Source organism: Tardiphaga sp. vice304, assembly GCF_007018905.1.
Lineage (GTDB): Bacteria > Pseudomonadota > Alphaproteobacteria > Rhizobiales > Xanthobacteraceae > Tardiphaga.
Genome location: NZ_CP041402.1, coordinates 2,290,716 through 2,316,541 on the forward strand (window position 1 = coordinate 2,290,716; position 25,826 = coordinate 2,316,541).

The window sequence follows — 25,826 nt, forward strand, 5'->3', positions numbered from 1 at the left end:
GGGGCCCGTTCTGCGACCATCGGGCTGAAAGACTTTCCGGATATGGCTGGCATCGCCGCCGCAGCAAATGGGACGATCGCCGGCGCCTGGACGCGGGCCGTTCGGCGTTGCGCGGGTCTGCTGCTGGCGGTGGCGGCGGTCCTGGCCGGGGTGGCCGCGCCGGCGCGGGCGCAAGCGGTGCGCGGCGAGGCCTCGATGGCGGTGGCGGGCGGCTATGCCCGCATCGTGCTGAAGCTGGCCGAGGACGTCGAATCCGAAGTCACGCAGGCCGGCACCGTTCTCATCGTTCGTTTCAAGCGGCCGGTCGATGTCCCCGTCGAGGCGCTTTCGGATGCCGCACCCGAATACATCGGCTCGGCGCGGCGCGACCCCGACGGCATGGCGATCCGGCTGGCGCTGTCGCGCAAGGTCACCGTCAATTCGATGGCCGCCGGCGAACGCATCTTCATCGATCTGTTGCCCGATAGCTGGAAGGGCCTGCCGCCCGGCCTGCCGCAGGAGGTCGTGAAGGAATTGTCGGAGCGCGCGCGCATCGCCGAGCGCGCCTTGCGCCAGCAGCGCACCGCCTCTGAAGGCAAGAAGACGCCGGCGATCCGGGTGCGCGCCTCGGTGCAGCCGACCTTCGTGCGCTTCGTTTTCGAACTGCCGGCCGGCGTCGGGATGTCGTCATCGCTCAGCGACAAGACGATGACGCTGAACTTCAATGCCGGCCTGACCTTCGATCTGGCCGACGCCAAACTGTCGGCGCCGCCGAACATTGCCTCGATCGGGCAGGCGATGGACGGCAACCGCACCGCGGTTGAGATCGGCCTGATCGGCGATGTCGACGTGCGCTCGTTCCGCGAAGACAAGAACTACATCGTCGATATCGGCTTCCAGCAGCCCGACAAGCCGTCGCCGCTGGCCAGCCTGCCGGTCGCCAAGCCGGAAGCGGCCAAGCCGCCGGTCGTAGCCCGGCCGGTGACAGAAGCTTCGCCGCCGCGCGCGGGCGAGACCATGCCGCCAGCCTCCGAATCCGTCACGCGGGAAACGAAGCCGGCAGAGGCCGCCAAGGTCGAATTACCCAAGGTCGAACCGGCTAAAGCGACGCCGCCGAAAGTCGAACTGGCGAAAGTGGAGCCGGCCAAGGTCGAGGCTGCCAAGGTCGAGCCGGCCAAGGCCGAGCCCGCGAAGGAAGGCGTCACAACGCCTGCTCCGAGCGCTGTGGTTGCCGCACCGGTCGCGGAAGCGGCTCCTGCAGCTGCCGCGGCGCCGGCGATGACGCCGGTGGTGACTGCCGAGGCCCCCCCTGCCGCGGCCGAGCCCGGCACGCCGGTGGATGTCAAGCGCAGCAGCGACGGACTGCGGATGGATTTCGGTTTCAACTCGCCGACGCCGGCGGCGCTGTTCCGGCGTGGCGACATGCTGTGGCTGGTAGTCGATTCCCAAAAGCCGATCGACCTGTCGCCGATCCGTCGCCAGGGCGGTTCGGTGGTCGGCGATGTCAGCAGCATCAAGCTCGACAAAGGGCAGGCGATCCGGATCCGTCTCAACCGTCCGCAACTGGCGTCGCTGACGCCGGACGATGCGGCGGGACTGGGCTTGAGCTGGTCGGTGATGCTCGCCGATACCAGGCAGACGGCGTCGCAGCCGCTGTCGGCGATCCGCAACATCGCCGATCCCGCCCATGGCAATGTCCAGGTGCCGCTCAGCCGGCCCGGCCTCAAGCACCTTCTGGTCGATCCCGAGGCCGGCGACGCGCTGACCGTCGTGACCGCGCTGCCGCCGCCGCGCGGCTTCATTCGCCGGCAGGACTTCGTCGAATTCTCGCTGCTGGAAACCATCCACGGTGTCGCGATCCAGCTCAATTCCGACGAGGTCGCGGTGGAAGCCGCGGTCGACAAGGTGACGCTGAGCCGGCCGGGCGGTCTGACGCTGTCGGCCGCCGACGCGGCGCCGCAGCGGGCGTCCTCGGTGGCGCGGCCGATCTTCGATGTCGGGCAGTGGCAGAAGGATCAGGAGGGGCCGTTCAAGGAACGCTTCGACGTGCTGATCCGGGCGGCCTCCGCCGCCGACGCCAACAGCCGCGCCGACGCGCGGATGGACCTGGCGCGCTTCTACATGGCGCGCGGCATGTATCACGAAGCCAAGGGCGTCGCCGATCTGGCGATCTCGGATATGAAAGTCGGGCAGGAAAGCCCGGTGGCGCTGATCGTGCACGCGGTCGCCAGCACGATGATGGGCCGGCCCGAACAGACCCTGAAGGACGTCGCCAATCCGGTACTCGGCCCGGGCTACGATGCCGAGCTGTGGAAGGCGCTGGCTTACGCCCGGCAGGAAAAGTGGGTGCTGGCGCGGGAGAAGTTCAAGAACGCCGAGCTGGCGATGTCGTCGCTGCCGGCCGATTTGCAGCGCATCGCGCTGACGCAGGCGTTGCGCGCCTCGCTCGAGGTCAAGGACTATGCCGGCGCGTCCGCGCGCGGCTCCGAGCTCGAGACGGTCGGGGTGACGCCGGAATTGAAGCCGCATGCGTTGTTCCTGGCAGGCTGGCTCGACGAGGCGCTTGGCCGCGATAAGGACGCGCTGTCGAAATACCAGCAGGCGATCGCCTCGAAGGACCGCCACGCGGCGTCGGAGGCCAAGCTGCGCGACATCCTTTTGCGGCAGAAGCGCCGCGAGGTCAGCGACGAGGATGCGCTGAAGGAATTCGAACTGCTGGCGATGTTGTGGCGCGGCGACGGACTCGAAGTTCAGGTTCTGCAGATCCTGTCGCGGATGTATTCGGGGCTCGGCCGCTTTAATGAGTCGCTGGCGGCGGCGCGCAGCGCCACCGAGCGGCAGGCCAATTCCGAGGCGGCGCGCCAAGTGCAGGACGATGCGCAGGCGCTGTTCTCGGAAATCTATCTCGGCGGCAAGGGCGACAGCCTGCGGCCGGTTGATGCGCTGGCGATGTTTTATGATTACCGCGAACTGACACCGATCGGGCGGCGCGGCGACGAGATGATCCGCCGGCTCGCCGATCGCCTGGTGGCTGTCGACCTGCTCGACCAGGCCGCCGAGCTGCTGCAATACCAGGTCGACAACCGCCTCGAGGGCGCGGCCCGCGCGCAGGTCGCGTCCCGTCTGGCGATGGTCTATCTGATGGCGCGCAAGCCGGACCGCGCGATTGCAGCACTTCGCACGACCCGGATCGCGGACCTCGCCGGCGAACTGCGCCAGCAGCGGCTGCTGCTGGAGGCGCGCGCGCAGGGCGACGTCGGTCGCCGCGATCTGGCGCTCGATATCATCAGCAACATTCCCGGCCGCGAAGCGATCCGGCTGCGCTCCGACATCTACTGGTCGGCGCGGCGCTGGCGCGAAGCCTCCGAGCAGATCGAACTGTACTATGGCGACCGCTGGCGCGATTTCACGCCGCTGAACGCCGGTGAAAAGAGCGACGTGATCCGCGCCGTGGTTGGCTACGCGCTGGCCGAAGACGCGCTCGGCCTCGCCCGTTTCCGCGACAAGTTCGCACCCTTGATGGCGTCGGGCGCCGACAAGGTCGCGTTCGATACTGCGAGCAGTCCGGCGTCCGGCAGCAATTCGGAATTCGCGGCGATCGCCAAGATGGCGGCGAGCATCGACACGCTCGACGGGTTCCTGCGCGAGATGAAACTGCGCTTCCCCGAAGCCGGCGCCAAGGGCGTGATCCCCGCCCAGGCCGACACCGAACCCACCGGTTCGCTGCCGGCGATCGTCAAAGTGCGCAAGATCGAGATGAAGCGCTGATAGCAACTCCGACGTCATCCTGAGGTGCCATCGCGCTAGCGATGGCCTCGAAGGATGCGCCACAATCGCCGGCGCCCGCCTCCGCATCCTTCGAGGCTCGCCGAAGTCGGCGAGCACCTCAGGATGACGGCGATGGAGATGGCGATGGTGGTGTTGTGAGCTTCGCTACGGCGCGTAACTCTGCACCAGACTGCCTGCCACCAGCGACCAGCCGTCGACCAGCACGAAGAAGATCAGCTTGAACGGCAGCGACACCACCGCCGGCGGCAGCATCATCATGCCCATCGACATCAGGACCGAAGCAACCACGAGGTCGATGATCAGGAACGGCAGGAACAGCAGGAAGCCGATCTCGAAGGCGCGCTTCAGCTCGGAGATCATGAAGGCCGGCACGATGATGCGCAGCGACATGTCGTCGGGCGTCGCCGGCAGCGGCTCGCCGGACAGGTCCTGGAACAGCTTGAGGTCCTTCTCGCGGACGTTCTTCATCATGAAGCCGCGCAGCGGCACCGCAGCGCGGAGCATCGCCTGCTCGACGGATATCTCGTTGGCGACCAAAGGCTTGATGCCGTCGTCGTAGGATTTCTGCAGCACCGGCCCCATCACGAAGGCGGTGAGGAACATGGCGAGTGCGATGATCACCGAGTTCGGCGGCGCGGTCGCGGTGCCCAAAGCTGTGCGCAGCAGCGACAGCACCACCACGATGCGCGTGAACGACGTCATCATGATCAGGATCGACGGCGCGATCGACAGCACCGTGAGCAGCGCTATCATCTGGATCGCGCGCTCGGTGACGCCGCCGCCGCCGCCGCCGAGATTGATGCTGATGTCCTGCGCCTGCGCCGGATCGATCAGCGATCCGGCGGTCAGGACTGTCAGGAGGAAGGTTACTCTACGCGGGGAGAACGCCGATCTCACGAACTGGACTTCGGCCGTCCCAGCAGGGAGGCCATCTCGTCTTCGAGATTCTCGAAGCCGGTCTTGACCGGCGGCGCCACCGCGGGCGCTGCGGAGGCCGCCGGGGCGTCGCTGCGTGACAAAGCGGCGATCGACAGCTCGCTCGAGAACCGCGGGGCCGGCCGGGCCGCGGGCTGTTCCGGCGCCACCGGCGGTGCAGCGGTGCGCGGCTCGCCGGTTCTTGGCTCTAAGGTTCTTGGCTCTAACGGCTCGGAACGGGAATCGGCGACCGGACGGCGCAGCGCGGCTTCCAGCCGCTGCGCCATCTCGGCGAGGTTCTGGTCCGCGGACGATCCCGGCGCGCTTGCCACCGCCGGTTCCGGCGTCGGAGCCGCGGCTGGCGCCGGGACGGGGGCGGGCGTCGGGGCAGGCGCCGGCACGGGGGCCGCGGCGCGATCGGCGCGCAAGGGCGGGGCCACGCGGATCGGCGGCTCGGCGCGCATCGGCCGCGGCATCATCGGTTCGCTGCGCGGCATCAGGGATTCGCGGCGCGGCAGGATATTGTCGGGGCGCGCCGGGGCTGGCGCGGGGGCCGGCTCCGGGCGAGCTTCGCGTTCGCTGCGCGGCTCAACCCGCGGTTCGGGGCGAGGCTCGGGACGGCTCGGCAGTTCCGGCGGCGTGAAGCTGGCGACCGGCTCGGGGCGGCGCTCCGGCAGCGGACGGCGCGGTTCGTCGATGAAAGAGGGCCGGTTCGGACGCGGCGTGGGCTCGGCGATCGGCTGCTCGGGATCGGCGCCGGTCTCGTTGTCGCCCCAGCTCGGGGCGTCCAGCGGCGCGCTGCGCATCGACAATTCACTGCCGACATTGCTGCGCGGCGGCGCCTGCTCGCGGCCGGGCATGGCGCGGATGATATTGGGCTCGACGACGATGTCGGTGGGGCCGCCGATCATCAGGAGATGCTCGACATTGTCGCGACGCACCAGCACGAGGCGACGACGGCCATCCACCGCGGCGGCATCGATCACGGCGAGGCGGGGCATCCGTCCGCGGGCGGCATTGGAACCGAGACGGTTGCCTGCGAATCGCCGCACCAGCCATGCCGCCAGCCCGATCAGCGCCAGAACGGCGATGAAGGCAAAGAAGAAGGTGTACGGTGATGTCTGCATGCTCAGTCCCCAGCAAATAGCACCGCCGCGGCGGATGAATCCTGCTTCAGCCGGTCGAAAACGACCCGCCGATGCCGGATGCAGCGCTCCCGCGCGCTCTATCTGTTAACGCCCCACGGCAAATCCTGCCGTTGATCAATAATAAACTATGAATCGCCGCAGCCAAAACGACTTCTGTCGCGCGCCTGTGCAGCACCTTTTCATGGTTAACGGGCCAATTCGGGCGAAAAAGCTATAGCACGCCCCGAAAGCCCTCGTTTTGCAGGGGGTATTTACATTTCAGTAACACCTGCCGGCGAAAATTAACCCGCTGTTAACCACGCTGGCGGCAAATTCTGCCTAGCTCAGGACACGACGTCCGGACCGGAGCGGAGATCATCCGATGGCCATCAGTGACATGCCGATGTTGTCGGCGCTGCGCAGCAAGATGCAGTGGCACCAGGAGCGCCAGAAGGTTCTGGCCGACAACGTCTCCAATTCCGACACGCCGGGCTTCCGGCCGCGCGACCTCGTGCAACCGAAATTCGACAAGATCGGCATGGCGGCGGGCGGTCCGATGGGCTCGCTGCCGATGATGCGGGCCAGCGGTACCAATATCATTCCGACCGGTACCTCGGCCTACGGCGCCAATAACCGCGGCGCCTACGAGACAAGGCCCTCGGGCAACGCCGTCAACCTCGAGGACGAGATGATGAAGAGCTCGTCCAATTCGGGAGACTATGCGGCGGTGACCTCGCTCTACAGCCGCAGCCTCGGCCTCTTGAAGACCGCGATCGGCAAGCGCTGACGTAACCGCAGGGAGACCGCATCATGGCCGACGACAACGTCAGCGACTTCACGAGATCGATGGGCATTGCGGCCTCCGGCCTGCGCGCCCAGGCCGGCCGCATGCGCGTGATCTCGGAAAACATCGCCAACGCCGAATCCACCGCGCAGAGCGCCGCCGGCGATCCGTATCGCCGCAAGATCCCGACCTTTACGTCCGAGCTCGACCGCGCGATCGACAGCCGGGTCGTGACGCTCGGCCGCGTCAAGACCGATACCACCGCGTTCCGCATGAAATACGAGCCCGGCAATCCCGCCGCCGATACCGCGGGCAACGTCAAATATCCCAACGTCAATCCGCTGATCGAAATGACCGACATGCGCGAGGCGCAGCGGTCCTATGAAGCCAACCTCAACATCATCACCGCGACGCGCCGGATGATCCAGCGCACGCTCGATATTCTCAAGGCCTGAACAGGAAAACTGAATCATGGCAACTCCCTCCGTCGCGGCTAACGCCTATGCAAGTCTCTCGCGCATCATGGAATCCGGCGGTGGCGTCGGGGGCGGCATCGGCAAGGCCGCCGAGGGCGGCCAGTCGTTCGGCGACATGCTGAAGGGCGCGATCGGCTCGGTGATGGATGCCGGCCGCAAGTCGGACAGCCAGACCATCGCGATGGCCAATGGCAAAGCCAATGTGATGGACGTCGTTACCGCGGTGGCGGAGACCGACGTCGCCGTCTCGACCCTGGTCTCGGTGCGCGACCGCGTCATCCAGTCCTACGAAGACATCATGAAGATGCCGATCTGATAACTCGTCATTCCGGGGCGCAAACGCCGCCAGGCGGTTGCGAACCCGGAATCCCGAAATGTTCATCGTCCCATGCCGAGGTTCCGGGTTCGCTCGAGCTGCGCTCTCGCGCCCCGGAACGACAGTTACTGCAACTAACGGATACCCCCAATGACTGGCGCTGAAACTCTCGATATCGCGCGCGATGCGATCTGGACCATTGTGGTGGTGTCGGCGCCGCTGATGGTGGTCGGCCTGGTGGTCGGTGTCGTGGTGTCGCTGGTGCAGGCCCTGACCCAGATCCAGGAACAGACCCTGGTGTTCGTGCCGAAAATCCTGGCGATCTTCGTCACATTGATCCTGGCTTTACCGTTCATGTCGGACGCGCTGAACAGCTATATGTTGCGGATATCGTCGCGAATCATGGGTGGCTGATGCACAGTCCCGGCCCATGCGCCTCGATGTCTCACTATTGCCGGCCCTTGCCGCCGCCTTCATGCTGGTGTTTGCCCGCGTCGGCGCGATGGTGATGCTGTTGCCCGGGCTCGGCGAGGTCAATATCCCGACACGCATCAAGCTGTCGATCGCGCTGGCGCTGACCCTGATCATCCTGCCGCTGCACCGCAATTCCTTCAACGTCGACATGGGCTCGATCGCGCCGCTCCTGGTGCTGATGGTGCATGAGATCGTGATCGGGATCGTGCTTGGCGCCACCGCGCGGGTGACGCTGTCGGCGCTGCAGGTCGCAGGCTCGATCATCGCCCAGCAGCTCGGGCTCGGCTTCGTCACCTCGGTCGATCCGACCCAGGGTCAGCAGGGCGCGCTGATCGGCAATTTCCTCACCATCCTCGGCATCACGCTGCTGTTCGCCACCGATACGCACTATCTGGTGATCGCCGCCCTCGACGAGAGCTACAAGATCTTCACGCCGGGCGAGCTGATGTCATCGGGCGATGTCGCCTCGTTGGCGACCTCGGCCTTTGCGACGGCGTTCAAGATCGGCGCGCAGCTGTCGGCGCCGTTTCTGGTGTTCGGCCTCGTCTTCAACGTCGGCCTCGGCATCCTGGCGCGGCTGATGCCGCAGATGCAGGTGTATTTCGTCGGCGTGCCGCTCTCCATCATGATCGGCTTCGTGATTTTTGCAGCCGTGCTGGTGACGATGATGGGGACCTATCTGGAATACTTCGTCGGTGTGATGCACCAGATGATGCCCAGAACCTGACCGGGACCTGAACCATGTCCGATGACAGCGACGCAGAAAAAACACAGGACCCTACGCAAAAACGGCTCGACGACGCCCATAAACGCGGCGACGTCGCCAAGAGCCAGGAGGTCAACACCTGGTTCCTGATCGGCGGTGCCACCCTTGTGCTGTCGTCGTTCGGCAGCTCGATCGGCAGCGGGCTGCAACTGCCGATGCGCAACCTGATCGCCAATTCCTGGATGATCCGCACCGACGGGCCGGGCCTGATCCTGCTCGCCAAGTCGCTGGGCTCCGCGGTGTTCTCGGCGATGGCCATGCCGATGCTGTTTCTCGTCATCGCGGCGGTCGGTGGCAATCTGATCCAGCATCGCTTCGTCTGGTCGGCCGAGGGGCTGACACCAAAATTCAGCAAGATCTCGCCGGCGGCCGGCTTTGCGCGGATCTTCGGCAAGCAGGCGCTCGCCAACTTCCTGAAAGGCCTTTTCAAGCTGATCGCGCTCGGCGCGGTGATGTGCGCGGTGCTGTGGCCGGAGCGCTTCCGGCTCGACGCGATGATCCACTTCGATCCGTCGGTGCTGCTTGGAACCTCCATGACGCTGACGCTGCAGGTGATGGGCGCCGTGGTGGCGATGCTGACCGCGGTGGCGATCGGCGACTTCTTCTTCCAGTATCGCAGCTGGTACGAGAAGCAGAAGATGTCGCTGCAGGAGGTCAAGGACGAGCACAAGCAGTCCGAAGGCGACCCCCACATCAAGGGCAAGATCCGCCAGTTGCGGCATCAGATGATGAAGAAGCGGATGATGGCCGCGGTGCCGAAGGCCTCCGTGATCATCACCAACCCGACGCATTACGCGGTGGCCTTGTCCTACGAGCGCGGCATGACCGCGCCGATCTGCGTCGCCAAGGGTGTCGATGCGCTGGCGCTGAAGATCCGCGAAGTGGCGGGCAAGCACGACATCCCGATCGTCGAGAACGTTCCGCTGGCGCGCGCGCTGTACGCCACGACGAAGATCGACGAGGCAATTCCGACGGAACATTATCACGCCGTCGCCGAGATCATCGGCTACGTGATGGGGCTGAAACGGGGCCTGGACGGACGCCGGACGTGAACTGCAGGAGCGAGCGGCGGCTTCCTTCACCTCTCCCCAGCGGGGAGAGGTCGGTCCGGCAGAGCGAGGCGAAGCCGGACCGGGTGAGGGGGCCTTGCGCCATCGATGGGTCCCCAACCCCTCACCCGGATGTGCTCGCTTTGCTCGCAAATCCGACCTCTCCCGCCGGGAGAGGTGAGCGGAGTGCCGCCGTGGAAGTTGGAGCGCCAGGCGCCATGGCGCGTAACCGCTTGCCTAAGACGGCCGGTTTGGGGCACTCAGGAGACGCGCGAACCCGCGCGGCCACCGTTGAAAACAGGCGACAAACCGTCCGATGACCGTCGAAACCGACCACGACCGCCAGATCTCGACGACCCCTGAGCCGCAGCGACGCAGCGGCAGCATCGTGCTGGTGCTGGTGATCGCCGCGGCGATCATCGCTTCCGCCGTGACCTTCATGACGCTCGGCCGCACCCAGGCGCAGCCCTATATTCTTGGTCTTCTGGCGCTGCTGGCGATGATCGGGCTGTTCACGCTGTTCGCCTTTGCCGCCGGCATCGTGCGCTTCGCCGACCGCTCGGCAGACGATCCGGTGATGCGCTCGGTGACCGACCACGCCTTCGATGGCATCGCAGTGACCGATATCCGCGGTCAGGTCGTCTATGCCAATGCCGCCTATCTGGCGCTGACGGGGGCGGCCAATGTGCAGGACGCCCGCCCGGTCGAGCGGGTGTTCATCGGCAATCCCGACGTCTCCGAGGCGGTGTTCCGGCTGCTCAAGGCGGCGCGCGAGGGCAAGCGCCAGCAGGAAGAGGTCCGCGTCGCCACCGCCGCCGGTGCGCCCGGACGCTGGCTGCGGATGCGGGTCCGCCCGCTCGGCCTGAACAAGCGCGAGGCGAAATCGACCGTATGGTCGGTCGCCGATATCACCCGCGACCGTGAGCGCCAGGAAGACGTCTTCCAGGAATTGCAGCACGCCATCGAATATCTCGACCACGCCCCGTGCGGCTTCTTCTCGGTCAATCCGAAGGGCGAACTGGTCTATGTCAACGCCACTTTGGCGAACTGGCTCGACCATGACCTCGCCGAAATCGGCTCCGGCGGGCTGAAGCTCACGGACATCGTGTCCGGCGACGGCGCCTCGCTCCTGACCTCGATCGTCGCAGTGCCCGGCGAAGTCAAAACCGAAGTGTTCGACATCGACCTGCGGATGCGCAGCGGCAAGACCATGCCGGTGCGGCTCTATCACAAGCTGGCGTTCGGCGCCGACGGCGTGCCCGGCGCGTCGCGTACCCTTGTCATCAGCCGCGCCCGTGACGAGCGTTCCGACCCGCAGCGTGCCGCCGAAGTGCGCTTCATGCGGTTTTTCGACCATACGCCGATGGCCATCGCCACCGTCGACCGCGCCGGCACCGTGGTGCGCGGCAATGCGCGCTTCGCCAAGCTGGCGCAGAGCCTGTCGGCCTCCGGCGCCGTCAACAAGTCGATCCTCGCCGCCGTCTCGGACCGCGACCGCGGGCTGCTGATCGCCGCGATTGCGCATGCCGCCGAAGGGCAGGGCGACATCGCCCCGGTCGAGGCGCTGCTGGAAGGTGCGCGCGAGCGCTGGGGCCAGTTCTTCGTCACTGCGGTGGAGGAGGACGAGCGCGAGACCGAAGCCGCGATCGTCTACATGCTGGAGACCACCGAGCGCCGCACGCTGGAAAACCAGATCAACCAGTCGCAGAAGATGGACATGGTCGGCCAGCTCGCCGGCGGCATCGCCCACGACTTCAACAACGTGCTCTCGGCCATCATGATGGCCAACGACTTCCTGCTGAACGCGCACAAGCCGACCGACCCGTCGTTCCAGGACATCATGCAGATCAAGCAGAACGCGACGCGCGCGGCGACTTTGGTGCGCCAGCTGCTGGCGTTCTCGCGACGCCAGACGCTGCGCCCACAGGTTTTGCACCTCGGCGACGCGCTCTCCGATCTCACCATGCTGCTGCGCCGGCTGATCGGCGAGAAGGTTAACTTCCCCGGCGTCGTCCATGGCCGCGACCTGTGGCCGGTGAAGGCCGACGTCTCGCAATTCGAGCAGGTCATCGTCAATCTCGCGGTCAACGCCCGCGACGCCATGCTGGACGGCGGCACGCTCACCATCCGCACCGCCAACGTGCCGACCGAGGAGGTCGAGCGCTCGTCCTACAAGGGCATGCCGGCCGGCGATTACGTCCGCATCGACGTCAGCGACACCGGCACCGGCATCCCCGCGGATATTGTCGAAAAGATCTTCGAGCCGTTCTTCTCGACCAAGGAAGTCGGCAAGGGCACTGGCCTGGGCCTGTCGACGGTCTACGGCATCGTCAAGCAGACCGGCGGCTTCATTTACGTCGATTCCGAACTCGGCAAGGGCACGACGTTCCGGATCTTCCTGCCGCGCCACCACCAGGAACTCGAAGTCGCGCCCGATCCGGCGATCGCGATCGCCGCCGCCAAGGAAGCCGAGGCCAAGCCGCGCGCCGACCTGACCGGGCAGGGCACCATCCTGCTGGTCGAGGACGAGGAGGGCCTGCGCTCGCTCAACGCCCGCGGCCTGCGCTCGCGCGGCTATACCGTGGTCGAGGCCTCCAACGGCATCGAGGCGATGGAAGTGCTGGAGGAGCAGAACGGCGCGGTGGACCTCGTGGTCTCCGACGTGGTCATGCCCGAGATGGACGGCCCGACGCTGTTAAAGGAAATGCGTGCACGCAATCCGGATCTCAAGATCATCTTCGTCTCCGGCTACGCCGAGGAAGCCTTCGAAAAGAGCCTGCCGGAGAACGAACAGTTCGCGTTCCTGGCCAAGCCCTTCGCGCTGAGCGCGCTGATCGCCAAGGTGAAGGAAACGATGGGGCCGGGGTGATTGGCGAGGTCGCAAAAGGCAGTTGCGAATTTAGCCGCCTGAGCGCCGGCAGATGTGCCCCCTCCCCCCTTGCGGGGAGGGTCGGGGAGGGGGGGGGCCGCGGGCGACGTCGCTTGTGGCAACCCCCACCCCCAACCCCTCCCCGCATGGGGGAGGGAGTTACAGCGCCCTCTGCTGATCGACGTTGCGTCGCAGTATTCCCCCCGCGCGAAACGTCACATCCCCGCGACCGAGGGCCGCACTGATTCATCGCGATGAGTGCTTCCTTTTTGGGCGGAACTCACCATGTTAGCGAGGCTTCCCCCTGCCGGGGATTGAGGGAATAGATATGAATTTCACCATCCGTGCACGCGGCCTCGTCAAGACGATGGCCGTCGTCCTGTCGGTGGCGATGCCGTTGATGCTCGCAGTCTCGGCTGCCGACGCCCGCGTCGGCGGCGGCGGCTCGTCGGGTTCGCGCGGCACGCGCACCTTTTCGCAGCCGCCCAGCACCTCGACCGCGCCGAATACCGCGCAGCCGTTCAACCGCACCATGACCCAGCCGGGCTCGCCCGGGATGGCAGGCCCCGCTGCGGCAGGTGCTGCCGCCAAGGGCGGCTTCTTCAACCGTCCGGGCATGGGCATGCTCGGTGGCCTTGCCGCCGGCTTCCTTGGCGCCGGCCTGCTCGGCATGCTGTTCGGAGGCGGGATGTTCTCCGGCCTCGGCGGTATTTCGTCGATCATCGGCCTGTTGCTGCAGGTCGGCCTCGTGATCATCGTGGTCCGCCTGGCGATGTCCTGGTGGCAGCGTCGCAATGCCAACCAGACCGCGTCGGCCTATGCCGGTCCGGCCAATGGTCCTGACGTCGGCCCGGGCCAGAATGCCCAGACCTACGCCCGCACCGGGACCGGTTTCGGCATCGGCGCCAATGCCGCCCCGCTGGAAATCGTGCCGGCCGACTATGAAGCTTTCGAGAAGCTCCTGAGCGACGTTCAGGCGGCCTGGTCGGACGAGGACGTGGCCAAGCTGCACACGCTGGCGACGCCGGAAATGGTCTCGTACTTCACCAAGGATCTCGAAGAGAACAAGGCGAAGAACGACATCAACAAGGTGTCGAACGTCAAGCTTCTGCAGGGCGACCTGTCCGAATCCTGGCGCGAAGGCGAGACCGATTACGCCTCCGTCGCGATGCGCTTCGCGCTGGTCGACAAGACGCTGGAGCGCGGCACCCAGCGCCTCGTGGCCGGCAGCGAAACCCCGATCGAAGCCACCGAAATCTGGACCTTCGTCCGGCCGAAGGGCTCGAACTGGGAACTGTCGGCGATCCAGCAGGCGTAAGCCTCTGCGATATAAAATTGAGAAAGGCGTCGCGGTTATCCGCGGCGCCTTTTTCGTATGGACTAGGAAGTCGTTGCGACCAGCCGGAATAATTCGCGTCGCATTGGGTTGATAGGTTGAGACGACGCTCGCCAAGAACGTCGCAGAAACATTGGAGGAAATGATGCCCGCTTCGTTCAGCACGCTTTCCCGGCTCGGCCTGTGTGCCGGCGCCCTCACTTTATCGTTCGCTGTGCAGCCCGCGTTCGCACAGGGCGCCGACACCAGCTTCTTCGTCACCAGCACCAGCATCGGTAACGGCGGCAATCTCGGCGGACTCGCCGGCGCCGACAACCAGTGCCAGACGCTGGCGCAGGCCGCGGGCGCCGGTGCCAAGACCTGGCGCGCTTATTTGTCGACCCAGGCGGCCGACGGCATGCCGGCCATCAATGCCAAGGATCGCATCGGCACGGGACCATGGAAGAACGCCAAGGGCGTGGTGATCGCCAAGGATGTCGCCGAACTGCACGGCGCCAACAACCTCACCAAGCAGACCGCGCTCAGCGAAAAGGGCGAAATCATCAACGGCCGCGGCGACACGCCGAACCGCCATGACATCCTGACCGGCTCACAGGCCGACGGCACCGCCTTCGCGCCCGGAGAAGACCGCACCTGCAAGAACTGGACATCCAGCGTGCAGGGCGCCGCGATGGTTGGCCATGCCGACCGCATCGGCCTTAACGAGGAGCCGCCGGCCAAGTCCTGGAACATGTCGCACCCCTCGCGCGGCCCCGATGGCGGCTGCTCGCAGGCCGACCTCAAGAGTACCGGCGGCGACGGCCTGTTGTATTGCTTCGCGGCCAACTGACGACGGCACGCGTTCGCCTGTCCCGGATGCGTTGCGCCGCATCGCATCCGGGACAGCCATGAAGCGACTCGGCTAGGCTCCGGGCTCACGCGAGGAGAGACCGCCGATGCGCTATGATCTGTACTATTGGCCGACCATCCAGGGCCGCGGCGAATTCGTCCGGCTCGCGCTGGAGGACGCCGGGGCGGATTACGTCGACGTCGCACGCGGCGATGGCGGCACCGACGCGATGTTCAAGATGATGCAAGCGGCCGCCACGCCGCCCTTCGCGCCGCCGTTCCTGAAGGCCGGCCGGCTCGTCATCGCCCAGACCGCCAACATCCTGCATTATCTCGGACCGCGCCTCGACCTCGCGCCGAAGTCCGAGGCGGGGCAATTGTGGCTGCACCAGTTGCAGCTCACCATCACCGATTTCGTCGTTGAAGTGCACGACACCCATCACCCGATCGGTGTCTCGTTGTATTTCGAACAGCAGCGCGTCCCGGCGCGCAAGCGCACCGAAGAATTCTGGAAAGAACGGGTCGCGAAATATCTCGGCTATTTCGAGAAGCTGCTGGCAGCGAGCAAAGGCGCCTGGATCACCGGGCGCAAACTGACCTATGTCGATCTGTCGCTGTTCCAGATCGTTGAAGGTCTGCGCTACGCTTTCCCGAACCGGATGGCGGCATTCGAAAACGAGATTCCTGAACTGATCGCCTTGCGCGACAACGTCGCGGCCCGGCGCAATATCGCGGCCTATCTCGCAAGCGAGCGCCGCATCCCGTTCAACGAGGACGGTATCTTCCGACACTACCGGATGCTGGATCTGTGATCCGGCATCCGGCGCGCGGATCAGACCAGCAGATCGATCCGCGTGCCCTGGCCGGGCGGCAGCGCGGCGCGCGGTGGCGCCGGAGCGACGCGGCTGTCGTTTTGATCGTCGTTCTTGGGCGGCGGGGGCGGCGCTTCGACCGGCTTGGCGGTCACCACGGTCGATGCGGCGCCGACACTTGATACGTCCATCTGAAATCTCCTTGTCGATAATTGCCTGAGCATGCCCGCGGCGTCGGCAAGGAAGTGATGAACAGATCGCTACAATTGGAGCGGTTGCGGCGCGATCGCGCAGCGTGGTGAATGACAGCGATGCGTTTCAGTTAAAAGTGTAGCGATCGTAGGGTGGGCAAAGGCGCTCTTGCGCCGTGCCCACCGCCATCACGCCTTGCGGTGGTGGGCACGCCGCTCCGCGCTTCGCGCGCCCGCGGCTTTGCCCACCCTGCCTTCACCATCTCACCCGTCAGTGCCGCGGGAGATCGCGATGCTCGTCGAGGTCTTGCTGCGGGTGCAGCGAATGTCGAGGCGGCGGAAGCGCAGCTTGACGTCCTCGCCGCGCAGCAGGCCGAGCCGACCGAAGCAGCGCTGTGCGCCTTTCAGCGTGTCGGGCTTCGGGATCGTGAACACGATAGCCGCGCCGGAGGCGATCATGTTGATGAAGGCTGGCGACGGCTTGCGGCTGTCGGCGGCGGCATAAAACTCGTTGCTGACGTTTCGCCCGGCGCAGCCGAGCCGCACCTGCTTCGCCGCGGGATGTGCCAGATAGATCACATTGGCCGCCGAGCGGCCGATGCTGAGCCCGTCGACCTGGTCCTTGAGCTGGCGGGCGAGATCGTCGCAGCGGTCGGCGCGGGCCGGCGAGGCCATCACGATGGCGGCGGCGACGAGTGGAAAGAGTGCGTAAAGTCTAGTCATGAAATCCCCCCGGCAATAGCAAAGCCCCGGTGGGGATGCCGCGCCAGCTATCTCTGGCCAACAGCGAGCGTCTTTGCAAGTCGCCCCGACCGGGCTATGTTTCAGCCATGAGTAGAGAGCAGGTGAAGGCCATTCTCGACCGCGTACTGACCTGGCCCGACGAGCGCCAGGAAGACGCCGCGTCGATGCTGCGCCTGATGGAGGCGCAGGATGACAGCGCCTACCAGCTTTCGGCCGAGCAGGCGGAAGAGGTCCGGCGACGGCTCGCCGATACCGATGCCGAGACGGTGAGCCTCGACGAATTCAACGAACATGTCAGGCGGCGTCTGAATTAACGATTGTCCGCTATGAGGCGCCTTTTGTGCCCCCAGCCCCTCCTTTTGAACGCTTCAAAACCCCCTTGAAAGCGCCTACAAGGGCGGCAATTCCCGTCCATCCGAGGCCTCGCCATGAACGCTCCCATAGCCATCCCGACCCCGATGCCCGTGCCGCCCTACCGGCACACGCCGCTGTTTCCGCTCGGCCCCGACACCACGCCCTATCGCAAGATTTCCAGCGAGGGCGTCAGCGTCGAGACCGTGCTCGGCCGCGAGATGCTGGTGGTGTCGCGCGCGGCGCTGCAGATGCTGTCGGAAGCCGCGTTCGGCGACATCAATCACTATTTGCGGCCCGGCCATCTCGCCCAGTTGCGCAAGATCCTCGACGACGCCGAGGCCTCGCCGAACGACAAGTTCGTCGCTTTCGACTTCCTGAAGAACGCGAACATTGCCGCCGGCGGCGTGCTGCCGATGTGCCAGGACACCGGCACGGCGATCATCATGGGCAAGAAGGGTTTTCGCGTCCTCACCGATGGCGACGACGAGGCCGCCTTGGCCGAAGGCGCCCGCGACGCCTATCTGCGCCGGAACCTGCGCTACTCGCAGGTAGCACCCTTGACGATGTTCGAGGAAAAGAACACCGCCAACAACATGCCGGCGCAGTGCGAGATCTATGCCGAGGGCGATGACGCTTACAAGTTCATGTTCATGGCCAAGGGCGGCGGCTCCGCCAACAAGAGCTTCCTGTTCCAGGCGACGCCCTCGGTGCTGACCCACGACCGCATGCTGGCGTTTCTGAAAGAGAAGGTGATGACGCTCGGCACCGCGGCGTGCCCGCCCTATCACCTCGCCATCGTGATCGGCGGCACCTCGGCCGAATTGTGCATGAAGACCGTGAAGCTCGCCTCGGCTAGATATCTCGACGCGCTGCCGACCACCGGTTCGGCCGATGGCCATGCCTTCCGCGACCTGGCGATGGAGCAGGAAATCCTCAAGATGACGCAGGCCTCCGGCGTCGGCGCGCAGTTCGGCGGCAAGTATTTCTGCCACGACGTGCGCGTGATCCGGCTGCCGCGCCATGGCGCGTCCTTGCCGATCGGGCTCGGCGTGTCGTGTTCGGCCGATCGCCAGGTGCTCGGCAAGATCACCCGCGACGGCGTCTATCTCGAAGAACTCGAGCACAACCCCGCGCAATACCTGCCCGCGGTGGAAGAGGCGCTGGGCGGCGATGTCGTCAAGATCGACCTCAACCAGCCGATGAAGGACATTCTCGCCACGTTGTCGAACTATCCGACCAAGACGCGGCTGTCGCTGACCGGCACCATGATCGTGGCGCGCGATTCGGCGCATGCCAAATTGCGCGAGCGGCTGGAGAAGGGCGAACCGCTGCCGGACTACTTCAAGAACCATCCGGTGTACTACGCCGGCCCCGCCAAGACGCCGGAAGGCTATGCCTCCGGCGCGTTCGGCCCGACCACCGCAGGCCGCATGGATTCGTTCGTCGACCAGTTCCAGGCGGCTGGCGGCTCGATGGTGATGGTCGCCAAGGGCAACCGCGCGCCTGCGGTGCGCGAGGCCTGCAAGAAGTATGGCGGCTTCTATCTCGGCTCGATCGGCGGTGCGGCGGCGAATCTCGCCGAGCACTGCATCAAGAAGGTCGAGGTGGTGGAATATCCCGAGCTCGGCATGGAAGCGATCTGGCGCATCGAGGTGGAGGACTTCCCGGCCTTCATCATCATTGATGACAAGGGCAACGACTTCTTCAAGGAATTGAATTTGGGCTGAGGCTTTCTTCTTCCTTCTCCCCTTGTGGGAGAAGGTGGCACGGCCGAAGGCCGTGACGGATGAGGGGGTCTTGGGCTCGGAGCTTGCGGCACCCCTCACCCGTCTCGCCCGCCCGTGCGAAGCGAAGCTTCGCTAGAGCGGTCGATCCACCCTCTCCCACAAGGGGAGAGGGAAGGAGATGCCCGGACTCGATTCTCTCCCATCCGACAAGCCACCGCGACAAAAAGAAATCCGGTGCAGACTCAGCGCGGCTCGTTTCAATGGCACAACGCCACGCGAACAGGACTGCGCGATGTTCGATGCTTTGAGGGTGAACGCTCTGTTGGTGACCATTCTGGCCGCGGCCAGCGCCATCAACGGCATCATGTTCTATCAATATCTGTAGTCACCGGGCCCGGCCTGCAGTCAGCCTGGCTGGCGATCGGCTGCAGCCGCATTGACGCTCGGCGTCCGGTCTTCTTAACTCTGGGCATGCAACTGTTTCATTTCAGCGATCTCGGCAACATCGCGGTTTTCACGCCGCGGCCGGTGAAGGTAGCGACGCCGCAGCCCGAGGGCCGCGAGTGGCTCAGCGGTCCGCTGGTCTGGGCGATCGACGACTGGCATGCGCCGATGTATCTGTTCCCGCGCGCGTGCCCGCGGGTCTTTGCCTGGCCGACCGAGGCGACCACGCCGCCGGACCGGCAGGCCTTCAACGCCATCACCTCGTGCCGCATGGTGGCGCATATCGAGAAGCGCTGGTTCGACCGGCTGTCGCGCGCCAAGCTGTTTCGCTACACCCTGCCGGCCGACGGCTTCGAACAGGTCGGCGACACCGATGGCCTATGGGTCTCGCGCGAGGCGGTGACGCCGACGGATGTCGATCGCATCACCGACATTCCACGCGCACTTGAAAAGGCCGGCGTGGAGTTGCGCATATTGCCGTCGCTGCAGACCTTGCAGCCGCTGTGGTCGACGTCGTTGCACGTCAGCGCGATCCGGATGCACAACTCCGGGCACTAGCTATTGCGCGGCAGCCACGCCCGATGCCCGAATGCGTCGCTTGATCAGAACGCGGAGCATGACAAACTGCACCACGAAGGCGAGAACCTTGGCGCCGATTGCCACCACTGTGATATAAAATGCCCACAGCTTCATATCTCCGGTCGCCGCTACCGCGAGATTGCCGAGCCCGATCGCGAACATCAGCGCCGCCCAGACATAGCCGGCGATCACGATCAGGTCGGGCGCGTTCTGGGCAACGATGGCCTGCATGTAGCGCAGCATCCAGCCGCGGCGCAGCATGATGAAGCCAATTGCGAAATGCCCGATCGAAGGCTTCGCCAGCACGAAGCGCGGATCATGCGTCAGCATCGTGGCGCCGCCGAGCACGATGACCAGCGCCAGGCTGGCATAGGTCATGACGTCGAGCGTCGCGCCCTTCAGGCGCGCGTAGATCACCAGTGCGATGGCCGCGGCGATTGCCACGCTGGTGGCGATCAGCACGTCCCCGAAGGCCAAATATAGCAGCAGGAAAACGATGGTGGAGAGAAAGTCCTGGCCGAGTTTGGCGAACACGTCTTTCATCATCGAGCTCCGTGCGAGGATCAGTTTTTCTGCGGCGCCTTGATGCCGTGCCTGGTGCGACAATAGTGCGGATACCAGCGGGTAAAATATACCGCGCTGTTTCGTGCGGCAAAGGCGATGGCGAGGCCGAGCCAGATCGGCAGGCTCGGAAGGTAGATCATCAAGAGGTTGGCGACCAGCATCAGCACGCAGGCGGCGGTCCAGGCCCAGGTGATGATGTAGTTGGCGCGCAGGAAGCCGGGCAGCAGGGTGACCTCGGGATCGACGGCTTCGCGGGCATATTGCAGCGTGAACGGCAGCCGGATCGCCAGAGATAGCAGCGTGATCGCCAGCACGCCGACGTCCACTGCAAGGCGTACCGCAGTCGGGCTGAGTTCATTGTGCAGGGTGACGTAGCCGCCGATCGCCGCGAACACCAGCATCGAGCATACCGCGAAGATCTTGATCGAGCCGCCGCGGATGATGTCATAGCCGACGATGCCGAGCGATACGCCCGCGGCTACGAACAGGCTGATCGTGGTAGATGCCACCAGCATCAGCAAGCTGAAGGCGCCAAACGGGGCGAGGATCAGAAACATGGCCATGGACGCCTCCTTGTGGCTATCTTTACGTTGTAAAGATAGCTCTAGATTTGGCATGGTTCGCCGTCAAGTCAAATCTTTACAGTGTCAACATGGCTGCCTATGATGCGGCATGACCAACAAGCCTGTTCCACCCCGCAAAACCCGCACCGCAAGATCCACAGCCCCGCCAAGAGCGAAAAAAGTTTCGTTTAAACAGGGCGTTGACCCCAAGGCACTGGTCCGCGCAGCGCTCGAAAAGGCCAAAGCGAAGGCCGCAGCGTCGCCCTATCATCACGGGGATTTGCGCGGCGCGCTGCTCATGGCGGCGGAGAAACTGTTGGAGCGCGATGGATTGCCCGGCCTGACGCTGCGCGCCGTGGCACGGGAGGCCGGCGTCTCGCACGCCGCGCCGATGCATCATTTCGGCGACCTGTCCGGCTTGGTCAGCGAACTCGCCGCGATCGGCTTTCGCAATTTCAACGCGACCATGGCCGCGGCCGGGGCCACCGGCGCCACGCCGGTGGACAGCGCGCTGGCCCGGGCGCGGGCCTATCTCTCTTATGCCCGGACGCGGCCGGGGATGTACCGGCTGATGTTTCGCACCGACTGGCTCGACATGACGCGGCCGGCGCTGCGCGAGGCGGCCAACGCCTCGTTCACCGCACTGGCCACGGTGTCCGGCGCCCAGCACGCCGGCAACGTCGCCACCGATGCCCTGACAATGGACCAAGCGGCCCAGATCGCGCGCAACTGGTCGCTGGTGCACGGCTTCACCATGCTGATGCTGGACGGCCGACTCAACGATATCCTGCGGCGGCTGCCGGAAGGTACCGACGCTGAGAGGCTGTTTGTGGAGATGCTCAAGATCACCGTTGCCAAGCCGGCCTGAGCTTGAGGTGTGAAACCCGCGCGGCAGTTCGGCGTTGTCGGACATGGCCAAGAAAGCAACCGCCAAGAAAGCCCCGTGGAAACGTTCGAACCCGCGCAAGCGCGCCGGCAAGGCGTCGAAGCATCTTTCCCCTGCGAAGAAAGCCGCTGCCAAGGCCAGCGCCAAGCGCGCCGGCAGGCCCTATCCCAATCTCGTGGACAATATGAAAATGGCGAAGGCATCAAAGAAGTCGGCCAAGAAGACCGTGAAGAAGACCGTGAAGAAGACCGTGAAGAAGACGGCCAAAAAGGCGGCCAAGAAAACAGCCAAGAAAGCAGCCAAGAAAACAGCCAAGAAAACAGCCAAGAAAACAGCCAAGAAAATAGCCAAGAAAGTAGCCAGGAAAACAGCCCAGAAAGCGACCACTAAAAAGATTGCCAAGGCCAAAATGGCGAAGAAAAAAGACGCCGCCGGGAAAGACCCGAAAGGCGGCTTGACGGCGGCGGGCCGCAAGGCCTTCGCCAAGAAGGACGGCTCGCATCTCAAGCCCGGCGTGACGAAGAAAGCCTCGGAGATGACGCTGACCGAGATGCGCCGCAAGGGATCGTGGGCCGTGCGCTTCTACGGCCGCGCCAAGCTGCCGCCCTTGATCGATGCCAATGGAGAGCCGACGCGGCTTGCGCTTTCGGCGCATGCCTGGGGCGAGAAGGTGCCGAAGACCGAGAAGGCGGCCCGCAAGATCGCCCGCAAGGGCGAGAAGCTGCTGAAACGCTATCGCAAGGCCAAGGCGTCGGCCTGAGCGTCGCAGCAAGCTGGGGAAGGATTGCGCCAGAGGCAGACGGGCGGCTGACAGGCGCCCCGGAATCGCCCTACAAAGCTCTTTCCATATCGTTTGTCCCTCAGCGTCAGTGTCCCAACATGCCAGATCTGTCCAGCAAGCCTTTTCGCGTCGGCCGCTCGAAAACCGGTCTCGGCCTGTTCGCCACGCAGCCGATCAAGAAGGGCGCCAAGATCATCCGCTACTTCGGGCCATTGCTGGATTCGAAGAAGAAGAAGGACGATGCGGTCGAGAACAAATATCTATTCCAGTTGAACGACCGCTGGACCATCGACGGCTCGGTGCGCAAGAACGTCGCGCGCTACATCAATCATTCCTGCAAGCCGAACGCCGAATCCGACGTCAATCCGCGCAAGAAGCGCGTCATCATCCGCTCGATCAAGAAGATCGAGGCGGGCGACGAGATCAACTATGATTACGGTACCGAGTACTTCAAGGCCTATCTAAAGCCGATCGGCTGCAAGTGCGATGCCTGCGAGAAGAAGCGTGCGAAGAAGAAGGCCGAGGCCCGTGCCGAGAAGGCCGCGTTGAAAGCCAAGGCGCTGCGCAAGGCGGACAAGCTCGCGGAAAAAGCCAAGCTCGCGCGCAAGGCCAAGGTTGTGAAGAGCAAGGCTGTGAAGAACAAAGCCGCCGGAAAGACGAAGACTGTAACGAAGAAGGCTTCGGCGAAGACCGCCAAGGCAAGGCCAGGGGCTGCGAAGGCCAGCAAGTCCAAGGCCTGATCGCACTAAACTGTCCCGGATGCGTTGCGGCATGTTGATGCCGCTCCGCAGAGCCGGGACAAGTTTACGAAGCTCAGGCGGCGAGCTTCATGCCGACCGGGGCCCGCGTCGCCGACGACCGCTTCAACGTCACCTTCCACGCCTCCAGTGCCACCACACCCGAAGCGATCGCCCAGAACACCGGATATTCATAGCCGCCAGTGTTCCAGGTCCAGCCGAAGCCCTTGACCATGTGCAGGGCATAGACCGTCACCAGCAGCAGTGCGAAGCTGCCAAGGGCGGCGAAGCGGGTGCAGATGCCCAGGATCATCGTGATGGCCGCCACGATTTCCGCTGCGGCTGCGAGCGCCACCCAGGCCTCCGGCGGATGAAATCCGGCCTTGGCGAAGAAGCCGACGACACCGGCGCTGAGCCCGCCCGCAGCGAACTTGCCCATGACGTGCGGGATCAGGAACGCGCCGCAGGCGATCCGCAGGATGTTGGTGCCATTCGTCAGGTCGAAGTTTTCCGCCTTGATGCGAAAGTCGTCGGTGGTGATGAACATGGTTTGGTCCCCCGTTGATGCTCAGCTGTACCCGGTACGTCACATCTACGGCGGCGTCGGACAGCGGCTTTGATGCACCACAAGGTCGATCAGCCCCCGCCTTCACGAAACCGTGTGAACGCGGGGATGCGCGTGTCGGACGAGTTTGATACCAGGGCGGCGGGCGCGGAGCGCCTGCCTATACGCAAGCGTCCGGGTTCATTCGCCGCGGACGCCGGCGGTTCTGGCGACCGTCGCCCAACGATCGAAATCGCGCTTCAACGTCGCCTCGAAGCTGTCCGCGGTGCCGCCGACCGGGATCAGATTGACCGCCTGCAAGCCGGCCATGCCTTCCGGTGACGCGATGATGCGGGCCAGTTCAGCCGACAATCTGGTGACGATATCCTTCGGCGTCGCCTTCGGCACGAACAGGCCGATCCAGCCCTCCGCCTCGAAGCCGGGATAGCCGAGTTCGGCCAGCGTCGGCACGTCGGGCAGCACTTTCTTGCGCGTCTCGCCGCCCACGGCGAGCGCCCGCACCTTGCCGGCGGCGAGCTGCGGGCCGGCGGTGGTGAGATCGACGAAGGCCGCGGTGATCTGGTTGCCGAGCAGATCGTTCAGCAGCGGCGCCGAACCGCGATACGGCACGTGGTTCATATCGATGGCGGCGGTCTGCTTCAGCAATTCGCCATAAAGATGCGAGGTGGTCGCATTGCCGAACGAGCCATAGGCATATTTGCCGGGGCTGGCCTTGGCGAGGTCGATCAGGTCCTTCAAGGATTTCATCGGCTGCGCGTCCGGGATCGTCAGCACGATCGGCGACAACGCGACCTGGCTGACCGGCGCCAGATCCTTGAACACGTCATAGGGCAGGCTCGACATCAGGCTCGGCGCCTGGATGATCTGGGTGATGGCGACCAGCACGGTGTAGCCATCGGCCGGCGCCTTGGCGACGAAGTCGTTTCCGATCACGCCGCCGGCGCCCGATTTGTTCTCCACCACGATGGTCTGTTTCCAGGCCTCCTGCAGCCGGCTCGCCAGCAGCCGCGCGACGACGTCGGTGGCGCCGCCGGCGGCATAGGGCACCACGAAGGTGACGCGCCGCTCGGGATAGGTCGCCGCGGACTGCGCCACGGCCGTCCCGCCGATCGAGGTGGTGAACGTGATCACCGCCGCCGCGATGGCCGCGCGCAGTCCGGTGACCGATGCCAGGTGTCTCATTGTCGCTTCCTGCCGTGTTGGAGGTCGCAGGATTAACCCTGCGCCTGCGAGTTGATCTCGCGCGCGGAGCCTACCAGCGGCGACGGGATTTGATACCGCCGTCGCCGCCACTGCGCGGATACACCGCATTGCACGTTCCGCTTTGCGGAATGGCGATCCTCCCGCGCGACCTTGCCTGTGCTTTGCTCGCGGCCTATCTGTGGGGCTTGAACAGGAGCCCGCCATGAGTGCCATCAAGCCGCTGCAGATCGACATCGTCTCCGACGTGGTGTGCCCGTGGTGCTATATCGGCAAGAAGCGCATCGAGGATGCGCTGGCGCTGGCCGCGGAGATTCCGGTCGAGGTGCATTGGCGGCCGTTCTTTCTCAATCCGTGGATACCGCCCGAGGGCATCGATCGCGACAGCTATCTCGAGACCAAGTTTGGATCAGTGGACGCCTATAAGGGGATAGCGGAGCGCGTCGTCGCCGCGGCCTCCGAGGAGGGGTTGAGCTACCAACCGGCGAAGGTGAAGCGCCAGCCCAACACAGTCGATTGCCATCGCCTGATCCTGTGGGCGGAGCCGTCCGGCAAGTCCGCCGCGGTCAAGCAGCGGCTGATGGAATTGTATTTCCGCGATGGCGGCGATCTCACCCGGACCGAAACGCTGGTGCAGGCCGCGGCCGATGTCGGCCTCGATGCCGACGACATCCGCCGCCGGCTCGCCACCGATGAGGACGTCGCGCGCATTTCGGCCGATGCCAAGGAAGCCGCCGACAAGGGCATTTCCGGCGTGCCGACCTATGTGTTCGCCGGCAAATATGCGGTGTCCGGCGCGCAGCCGGCGGAGCAACTGGCGCGCGCCATCCGCCAGGTCTCGGCTGAGGTGAATGCCGAGGCTGCGGAGTAATCCGGAGATGGAGTAGGGTGGGCAAAATCCCGGCCGCGCGAAGCGCGGCGGGGTGTGCCTGCCACGGCGGGGAATGGTGGGCACGGCGCAAACGCGCCTT

The 25,826-nt window shown here is 65.1% G+C and carries 27 protein-coding genes; 19 read left to right on the forward strand and 8 right to left on the reverse strand.

What is annotated here, in order from left to right; translation table 11 throughout:
* Nucleotides 1-42 precede the first annotated feature (42 nt).
* Complete coding sequence (locus FNL56_RS10885; RefSeq protein ID WP_143581987.1) at nucleotides 43-3,747, forward strand: tetratricopeptide repeat protein; 3,705 nt, start codon at nucleotides 43-45, stop codon at nucleotides 3,745-3,747.
* 165 nt (nucleotides 3,748-3,912) lie between these two features.
* Here the strand turns inward: FNL56_RS10885 and fliP are convergent, their stop codons facing one another.
* On the reverse strand, nucleotides 3,913-4,665 hold the full coding sequence (fliP, locus tag FNL56_RS10890; RefSeq protein ID WP_143572727.1) for a flagellar type III secretion system pore protein FliP: 753 nt from the start codon (nucleotides 4,663-4,665) through the stop codon (nucleotides 3,913-3,915).
* Nucleotides 4,662-5,810 (reverse strand): flagellar biosynthetic protein FliO, encoded by a 1,149-nt coding sequence (locus FNL56_RS10895; protein ID WP_143572728.1) that lies wholly within the window; start codon nucleotides 5,808-5,810, stop codon nucleotides 4,662-4,664. The genes fliP and FNL56_RS10895 overlap by 4 nt, the downstream gene beginning before the upstream one ends.
* 382 nt (nucleotides 5,811-6,192) lie before the next feature.
* On the opposite strand from FNL56_RS10895, the gene flgB reads away from it, so the two are divergent.
* From flgB to FNL56_RS10945, 10 genes are all read left to right on the forward strand, one after another.
* On the forward strand, nucleotides 6,193-6,597 hold the full coding sequence (flgB, locus tag FNL56_RS10900) for a flagellar basal body rod protein FlgB (RefSeq protein ID WP_143577816.1): 405 nt from the start codon (nucleotides 6,193-6,195) through the stop codon (nucleotides 6,595-6,597).
* A gap of 23 nt (nucleotides 6,598-6,620) precedes the next feature.
* The gene (gene flgC, locus FNL56_RS10905; RefSeq protein ID WP_143572730.1) at nucleotides 6,621-7,049 is read left to right on the forward strand and encodes a flagellar basal body rod protein FlgC; all 429 of its coding nucleotides are present in this window, start codon (nucleotides 6,621-6,623) and stop codon (nucleotides 7,047-7,049) included.
* 16 nt (nucleotides 7,050-7,065) lie between these two features.
* Nucleotides 7,066-7,386 carry a flagellar hook-basal body complex protein FliE gene (gene fliE, locus FNL56_RS10910; RefSeq protein WP_143572731.1) on the forward strand — a complete coding sequence of 107 codons (321 nt, stop codon included), beginning with the start codon at nucleotides 7,066-7,068 and terminating at the stop codon, nucleotides 7,384-7,386.
* 150 nt (nucleotides 7,387-7,536) lie between these two features.
* Nucleotides 7,537-7,800, forward strand: coding sequence for a flagellar biosynthesis protein FliQ (gene fliQ, locus FNL56_RS10915; RefSeq protein WP_143572732.1), 264 nt, complete (start codon nucleotides 7,537-7,539; stop codon nucleotides 7,798-7,800).
* 16 nt (nucleotides 7,801-7,816) lie between these two features.
* Nucleotides 7,817-8,587 carry a flagellar biosynthetic protein FliR gene (fliR, locus tag FNL56_RS10920; protein ID WP_143576122.1) on the forward strand — a complete coding sequence of 257 codons (771 nt, stop codon included), beginning with the start codon at nucleotides 7,817-7,819 and terminating at the stop codon, nucleotides 8,585-8,587.
* Between the two features lie 14 nt (nucleotides 8,588-8,601).
* Nucleotides 8,602-9,678 carry a flagellar biosynthesis protein FlhB gene (flhB, locus tag FNL56_RS10925; protein WP_143572733.1) on the forward strand — a complete coding sequence of 359 codons (1,077 nt, stop codon included), beginning with the start codon at nucleotides 8,602-8,604 and terminating at the stop codon, nucleotides 9,676-9,678.
* Between the two features lie 313 nt (nucleotides 9,679-9,991).
* The gene (gene cckA / locus FNL56_RS10930) at nucleotides 9,992-12,544 is read left to right on the forward strand and encodes a cell cycle histidine kinase CckA (protein ID WP_143572734.1); all 2,553 of its coding nucleotides are present in this window, start codon (nucleotides 9,992-9,994) and stop codon (nucleotides 12,542-12,544) included.
* A gap of 328 nt (nucleotides 12,545-12,872) precedes the next feature.
* Nucleotides 12,873-13,862, forward strand: coding sequence for a Tim44 domain-containing protein (locus FNL56_RS10935; protein WP_143572735.1), 990 nt, complete (start codon nucleotides 12,873-12,875; stop codon nucleotides 13,860-13,862).
* Nucleotides 13,863-14,025: 163 nt separating this feature from the next.
* Complete coding sequence (locus tag FNL56_RS10940) at nucleotides 14,026-14,709, forward strand: lectin (protein ID WP_143572736.1); 684 nt, start codon at nucleotides 14,026-14,028, stop codon at nucleotides 14,707-14,709.
* Between the two features lie 106 nt (nucleotides 14,710-14,815).
* Complete coding sequence (locus FNL56_RS10945) at nucleotides 14,816-15,520, forward strand: glutathione S-transferase (RefSeq protein ID WP_143572737.1); 705 nt, start codon at nucleotides 14,816-14,818, stop codon at nucleotides 15,518-15,520.
* Nucleotides 15,521-15,540: 20 nt separating this feature from the next.
* Here the strand turns inward: FNL56_RS10945 and FNL56_RS27665 are convergent, their stop codons facing one another.
* Together FNL56_RS27665 and FNL56_RS10950 are read right to left on the reverse strand one after the other, a co-directional pair.
* Nucleotides 15,541-15,711 (reverse strand): hypothetical protein, encoded by a 171-nt coding sequence (locus tag FNL56_RS27665; RefSeq protein WP_168202903.1) that lies wholly within the window; start codon nucleotides 15,709-15,711, stop codon nucleotides 15,541-15,543.
* Nucleotides 15,712-15,975: 264 nt separating this feature from the next.
* Entirely contained in the window at nucleotides 15,976-16,434 is a 459-nt protein-coding gene (locus FNL56_RS10950) for a hypothetical protein (protein WP_143572738.1), read from the reverse strand.
* Between the two features lie 122 nt (nucleotides 16,435-16,556).
* Between FNL56_RS10950 and FNL56_RS10955 the strand changes: the two genes are divergently transcribed.
* The 3 genes from FNL56_RS10955 (at nucleotide 16,557) to FNL56_RS10965 (ending at nucleotide 19,538) form a co-directional block, all read left to right on the forward strand.
* On the forward strand, nucleotides 16,557-16,769 hold the full coding sequence (locus FNL56_RS10955; RefSeq protein ID WP_246660931.1) for a hypothetical protein: 213 nt from the start codon (nucleotides 16,557-16,559) through the stop codon (nucleotides 16,767-16,769).
* 114 nt (nucleotides 16,770-16,883) lie between these two features.
* Entirely contained in the window at nucleotides 16,884-18,536 is a 1,653-nt protein-coding gene (locus tag FNL56_RS10960; protein ID WP_143572740.1) for a fumarate hydratase, read from the forward strand.
* A 471-nt stretch (nucleotides 18,537-19,007) separates the two neighbouring features.
* The gene (locus FNL56_RS10965) at nucleotides 19,008-19,538 is read left to right on the forward strand and encodes a DUF6886 family protein (RefSeq protein ID WP_143572741.1); all 531 of its coding nucleotides are present in this window, start codon (nucleotides 19,008-19,010) and stop codon (nucleotides 19,536-19,538) included.
* On the opposite strand, the gene FNL56_RS10970 is transcribed toward FNL56_RS10965, so the two are convergent.
* On the reverse strand, nucleotides 19,539-20,102 hold the full coding sequence (locus tag FNL56_RS10970; RefSeq protein ID WP_143577817.1) for a septation protein IspZ: 564 nt from the start codon (nucleotides 20,100-20,102) through the stop codon (nucleotides 19,539-19,541).
* Between the two features lie 20 nt (nucleotides 20,103-20,122).
* On the reverse strand, nucleotides 20,123-20,686 hold the full coding sequence (locus FNL56_RS10975; protein ID WP_143572743.1) for a hypothetical protein: 564 nt from the start codon (nucleotides 20,684-20,686) through the stop codon (nucleotides 20,123-20,125).
* A 109-nt stretch (nucleotides 20,687-20,795) separates the two neighbouring features.
* Between FNL56_RS10975 and FNL56_RS10980 the strand changes: the two genes are divergently transcribed.
* The 4 genes from FNL56_RS10980 (at nucleotide 20,796) to FNL56_RS10990 (ending at nucleotide 23,093) form a co-directional block, all read left to right on the forward strand.
* Nucleotides 20,796-21,554 (forward strand): TetR/AcrR family transcriptional regulator, encoded by a 759-nt coding sequence (locus FNL56_RS10980; RefSeq protein WP_143572744.1) that lies wholly within the window; start codon nucleotides 20,796-20,798, stop codon nucleotides 21,552-21,554.
* Between the two features lie 75 nt (nucleotides 21,555-21,629).
* A complete protein-coding gene (locus FNL56_RS28360; protein ID WP_246661643.1) occupies nucleotides 21,630-21,962 on the forward strand; it encodes a hypothetical protein in 333 nt (110 codons plus the stop codon).
* 19 nt (nucleotides 21,963-21,981) lie between these two features.
* A complete protein-coding gene (locus FNL56_RS28365; RefSeq protein WP_246660990.1) occupies nucleotides 21,982-22,332 on the forward strand; it encodes a DUF6321 domain-containing protein in 351 nt (116 codons plus the stop codon).
* A 119-nt stretch (nucleotides 22,333-22,451) separates the two neighbouring features.
* Nucleotides 22,452-23,093, forward strand: a complete 642-nt coding sequence (locus tag FNL56_RS10990; RefSeq protein ID WP_143572746.1) for an SET domain-containing protein — start codon at nucleotides 22,452-22,454, stop codon at nucleotides 23,091-23,093.
* A 73-nt stretch (nucleotides 23,094-23,166) separates the two neighbouring features.
* On the opposite strand, the gene FNL56_RS10995 is transcribed toward FNL56_RS10990, so the two are convergent.
* Both FNL56_RS10995 and FNL56_RS11000 read right to left on the reverse strand, forming a co-directional pair.
* Nucleotides 23,167-23,637, reverse strand: a complete 471-nt coding sequence (locus FNL56_RS10995; RefSeq protein ID WP_143572747.1) for a DoxX family protein — start codon at nucleotides 23,635-23,637, stop codon at nucleotides 23,167-23,169.
* 198 nt (nucleotides 23,638-23,835) lie between these two features.
* Nucleotides 23,836-24,837, reverse strand: coding sequence for a Bug family tripartite tricarboxylate transporter substrate binding protein (locus tag FNL56_RS11000; protein WP_143572748.1), 1,002 nt, complete (start codon nucleotides 24,835-24,837; stop codon nucleotides 23,836-23,838).
* Between the two features lie 223 nt (nucleotides 24,838-25,060).
* On the opposite strand from FNL56_RS11000, the gene FNL56_RS11005 reads away from it, so the two are divergent.
* Entirely contained in the window at nucleotides 25,061-25,726 is a 666-nt protein-coding gene (locus tag FNL56_RS11005; RefSeq protein WP_143572749.1) for a DsbA family oxidoreductase, read from the forward strand.
* The last annotated feature ends 100 nt before the right edge of the window (nucleotides 25,727-25,826 follow it).

Coding starts and splice junctions, on each gene's coding strand:
- FNL56_RS10885 (WP_143581987.1), top strand. CDS start 43: ATGGCTGGCATCGCCGCCGCAGCAAATGGGACGATCGCCGGCGCCTGG.
- FNL56_RS10895 (WP_143572728.1), bottom strand. CDS start 5,810: ATGCAGACATCACCGTACACCTTCTTCTTTGCCTTCATCGCCGTTCTG.
- flgB (WP_143577816.1), top strand. CDS start 6,193: ATGGCCATCAGTGACATGCCGATGTTGTCGGCGCTGCGCAGCAAGATG.
- flgC (WP_143572730.1), top strand. CDS start 6,621: ATGGCCGACGACAACGTCAGCGACTTCACGAGATCGATGGGCATTGCG.
- fliE (WP_143572731.1), top strand. CDS start 7,066: ATGGCAACTCCCTCCGTCGCGGCTAACGCCTATGCAAGTCTCTCGCGC.
- fliQ (WP_143572732.1), top strand. CDS start 7,537: ATGACTGGCGCTGAAACTCTCGATATCGCGCGCGATGCGATCTGGACC.
- fliR (WP_143576122.1), top strand. CDS start 7,817: ATGCGCCTCGATGTCTCACTATTGCCGGCCCTTGCCGCCGCCTTCATG.
- flhB (WP_143572733.1), top strand. CDS start 8,602: ATGTCCGATGACAGCGACGCAGAAAAAACACAGGACCCTACGCAAAAA.
- cckA (WP_143572734.1), top strand. CDS start 9,992: ATGACCGTCGAAACCGACCACGACCGCCAGATCTCGACGACCCCTGAG.
- FNL56_RS10935 (WP_143572735.1), top strand. CDS start 12,873: ATGAATTTCACCATCCGTGCACGCGGCCTCGTCAAGACGATGGCCGTC.
- FNL56_RS10940 (WP_143572736.1), top strand. CDS start 14,026: ATGCCCGCTTCGTTCAGCACGCTTTCCCGGCTCGGCCTGTGTGCCGGC.
- FNL56_RS10945 (WP_143572737.1), top strand. CDS start 14,816: ATGCGCTATGATCTGTACTATTGGCCGACCATCCAGGGCCGCGGCGAA.
- FNL56_RS27665 (WP_168202903.1), bottom strand. CDS start 15,711: ATGGACGTATCAAGTGTCGGCGCCGCATCGACCGTGGTGACCGCCAAG.
- FNL56_RS10950 (WP_143572738.1), bottom strand. CDS start 16,434: ATGACTAGACTTTACGCACTCTTTCCACTCGTCGCCGCCGCCATCGTG.
- FNL56_RS10960 (WP_143572740.1), top strand. CDS start 16,884: ATGAACGCTCCCATAGCCATCCCGACCCCGATGCCCGTGCCGCCCTAC.
- FNL56_RS10965 (WP_143572741.1), top strand. CDS start 19,008: ATGCAACTGTTTCATTTCAGCGATCTCGGCAACATCGCGGTTTTCACG.
- FNL56_RS10970 (WP_143577817.1), bottom strand. CDS start 20,102: ATGAAAGACGTGTTCGCCAAACTCGGCCAGGACTTTCTCTCCACCATC.
- FNL56_RS10975 (WP_143572743.1), bottom strand. CDS start 20,686: ATGGCCATGTTTCTGATCCTCGCCCCGTTTGGCGCCTTCAGCTTGCTG.
- FNL56_RS10980 (WP_143572744.1), top strand. CDS start 20,796: ATGACCAACAAGCCTGTTCCACCCCGCAAAACCCGCACCGCAAGATCC.
- FNL56_RS28365 (WP_246660990.1), top strand. CDS start 21,982: ATGGCGAAGAAAAAAGACGCCGCCGGGAAAGACCCGAAAGGCGGCTTG.
- FNL56_RS10990 (WP_143572746.1), top strand. CDS start 22,452: ATGCCAGATCTGTCCAGCAAGCCTTTTCGCGTCGGCCGCTCGAAAACC.
- FNL56_RS10995 (WP_143572747.1), bottom strand. CDS start 23,637: ATGTTCATCACCACCGACGACTTTCGCATCAAGGCGGAAAACTTCGAC.
- FNL56_RS11000 (WP_143572748.1), bottom strand. CDS start 24,837: ATGAGACACCTGGCATCGGTCACCGGACTGCGCGCGGCCATCGCGGCG.
- FNL56_RS11005 (WP_143572749.1), top strand. CDS start 25,061: ATGAGTGCCATCAAGCCGCTGCAGATCGACATCGTCTCCGACGTGGTG.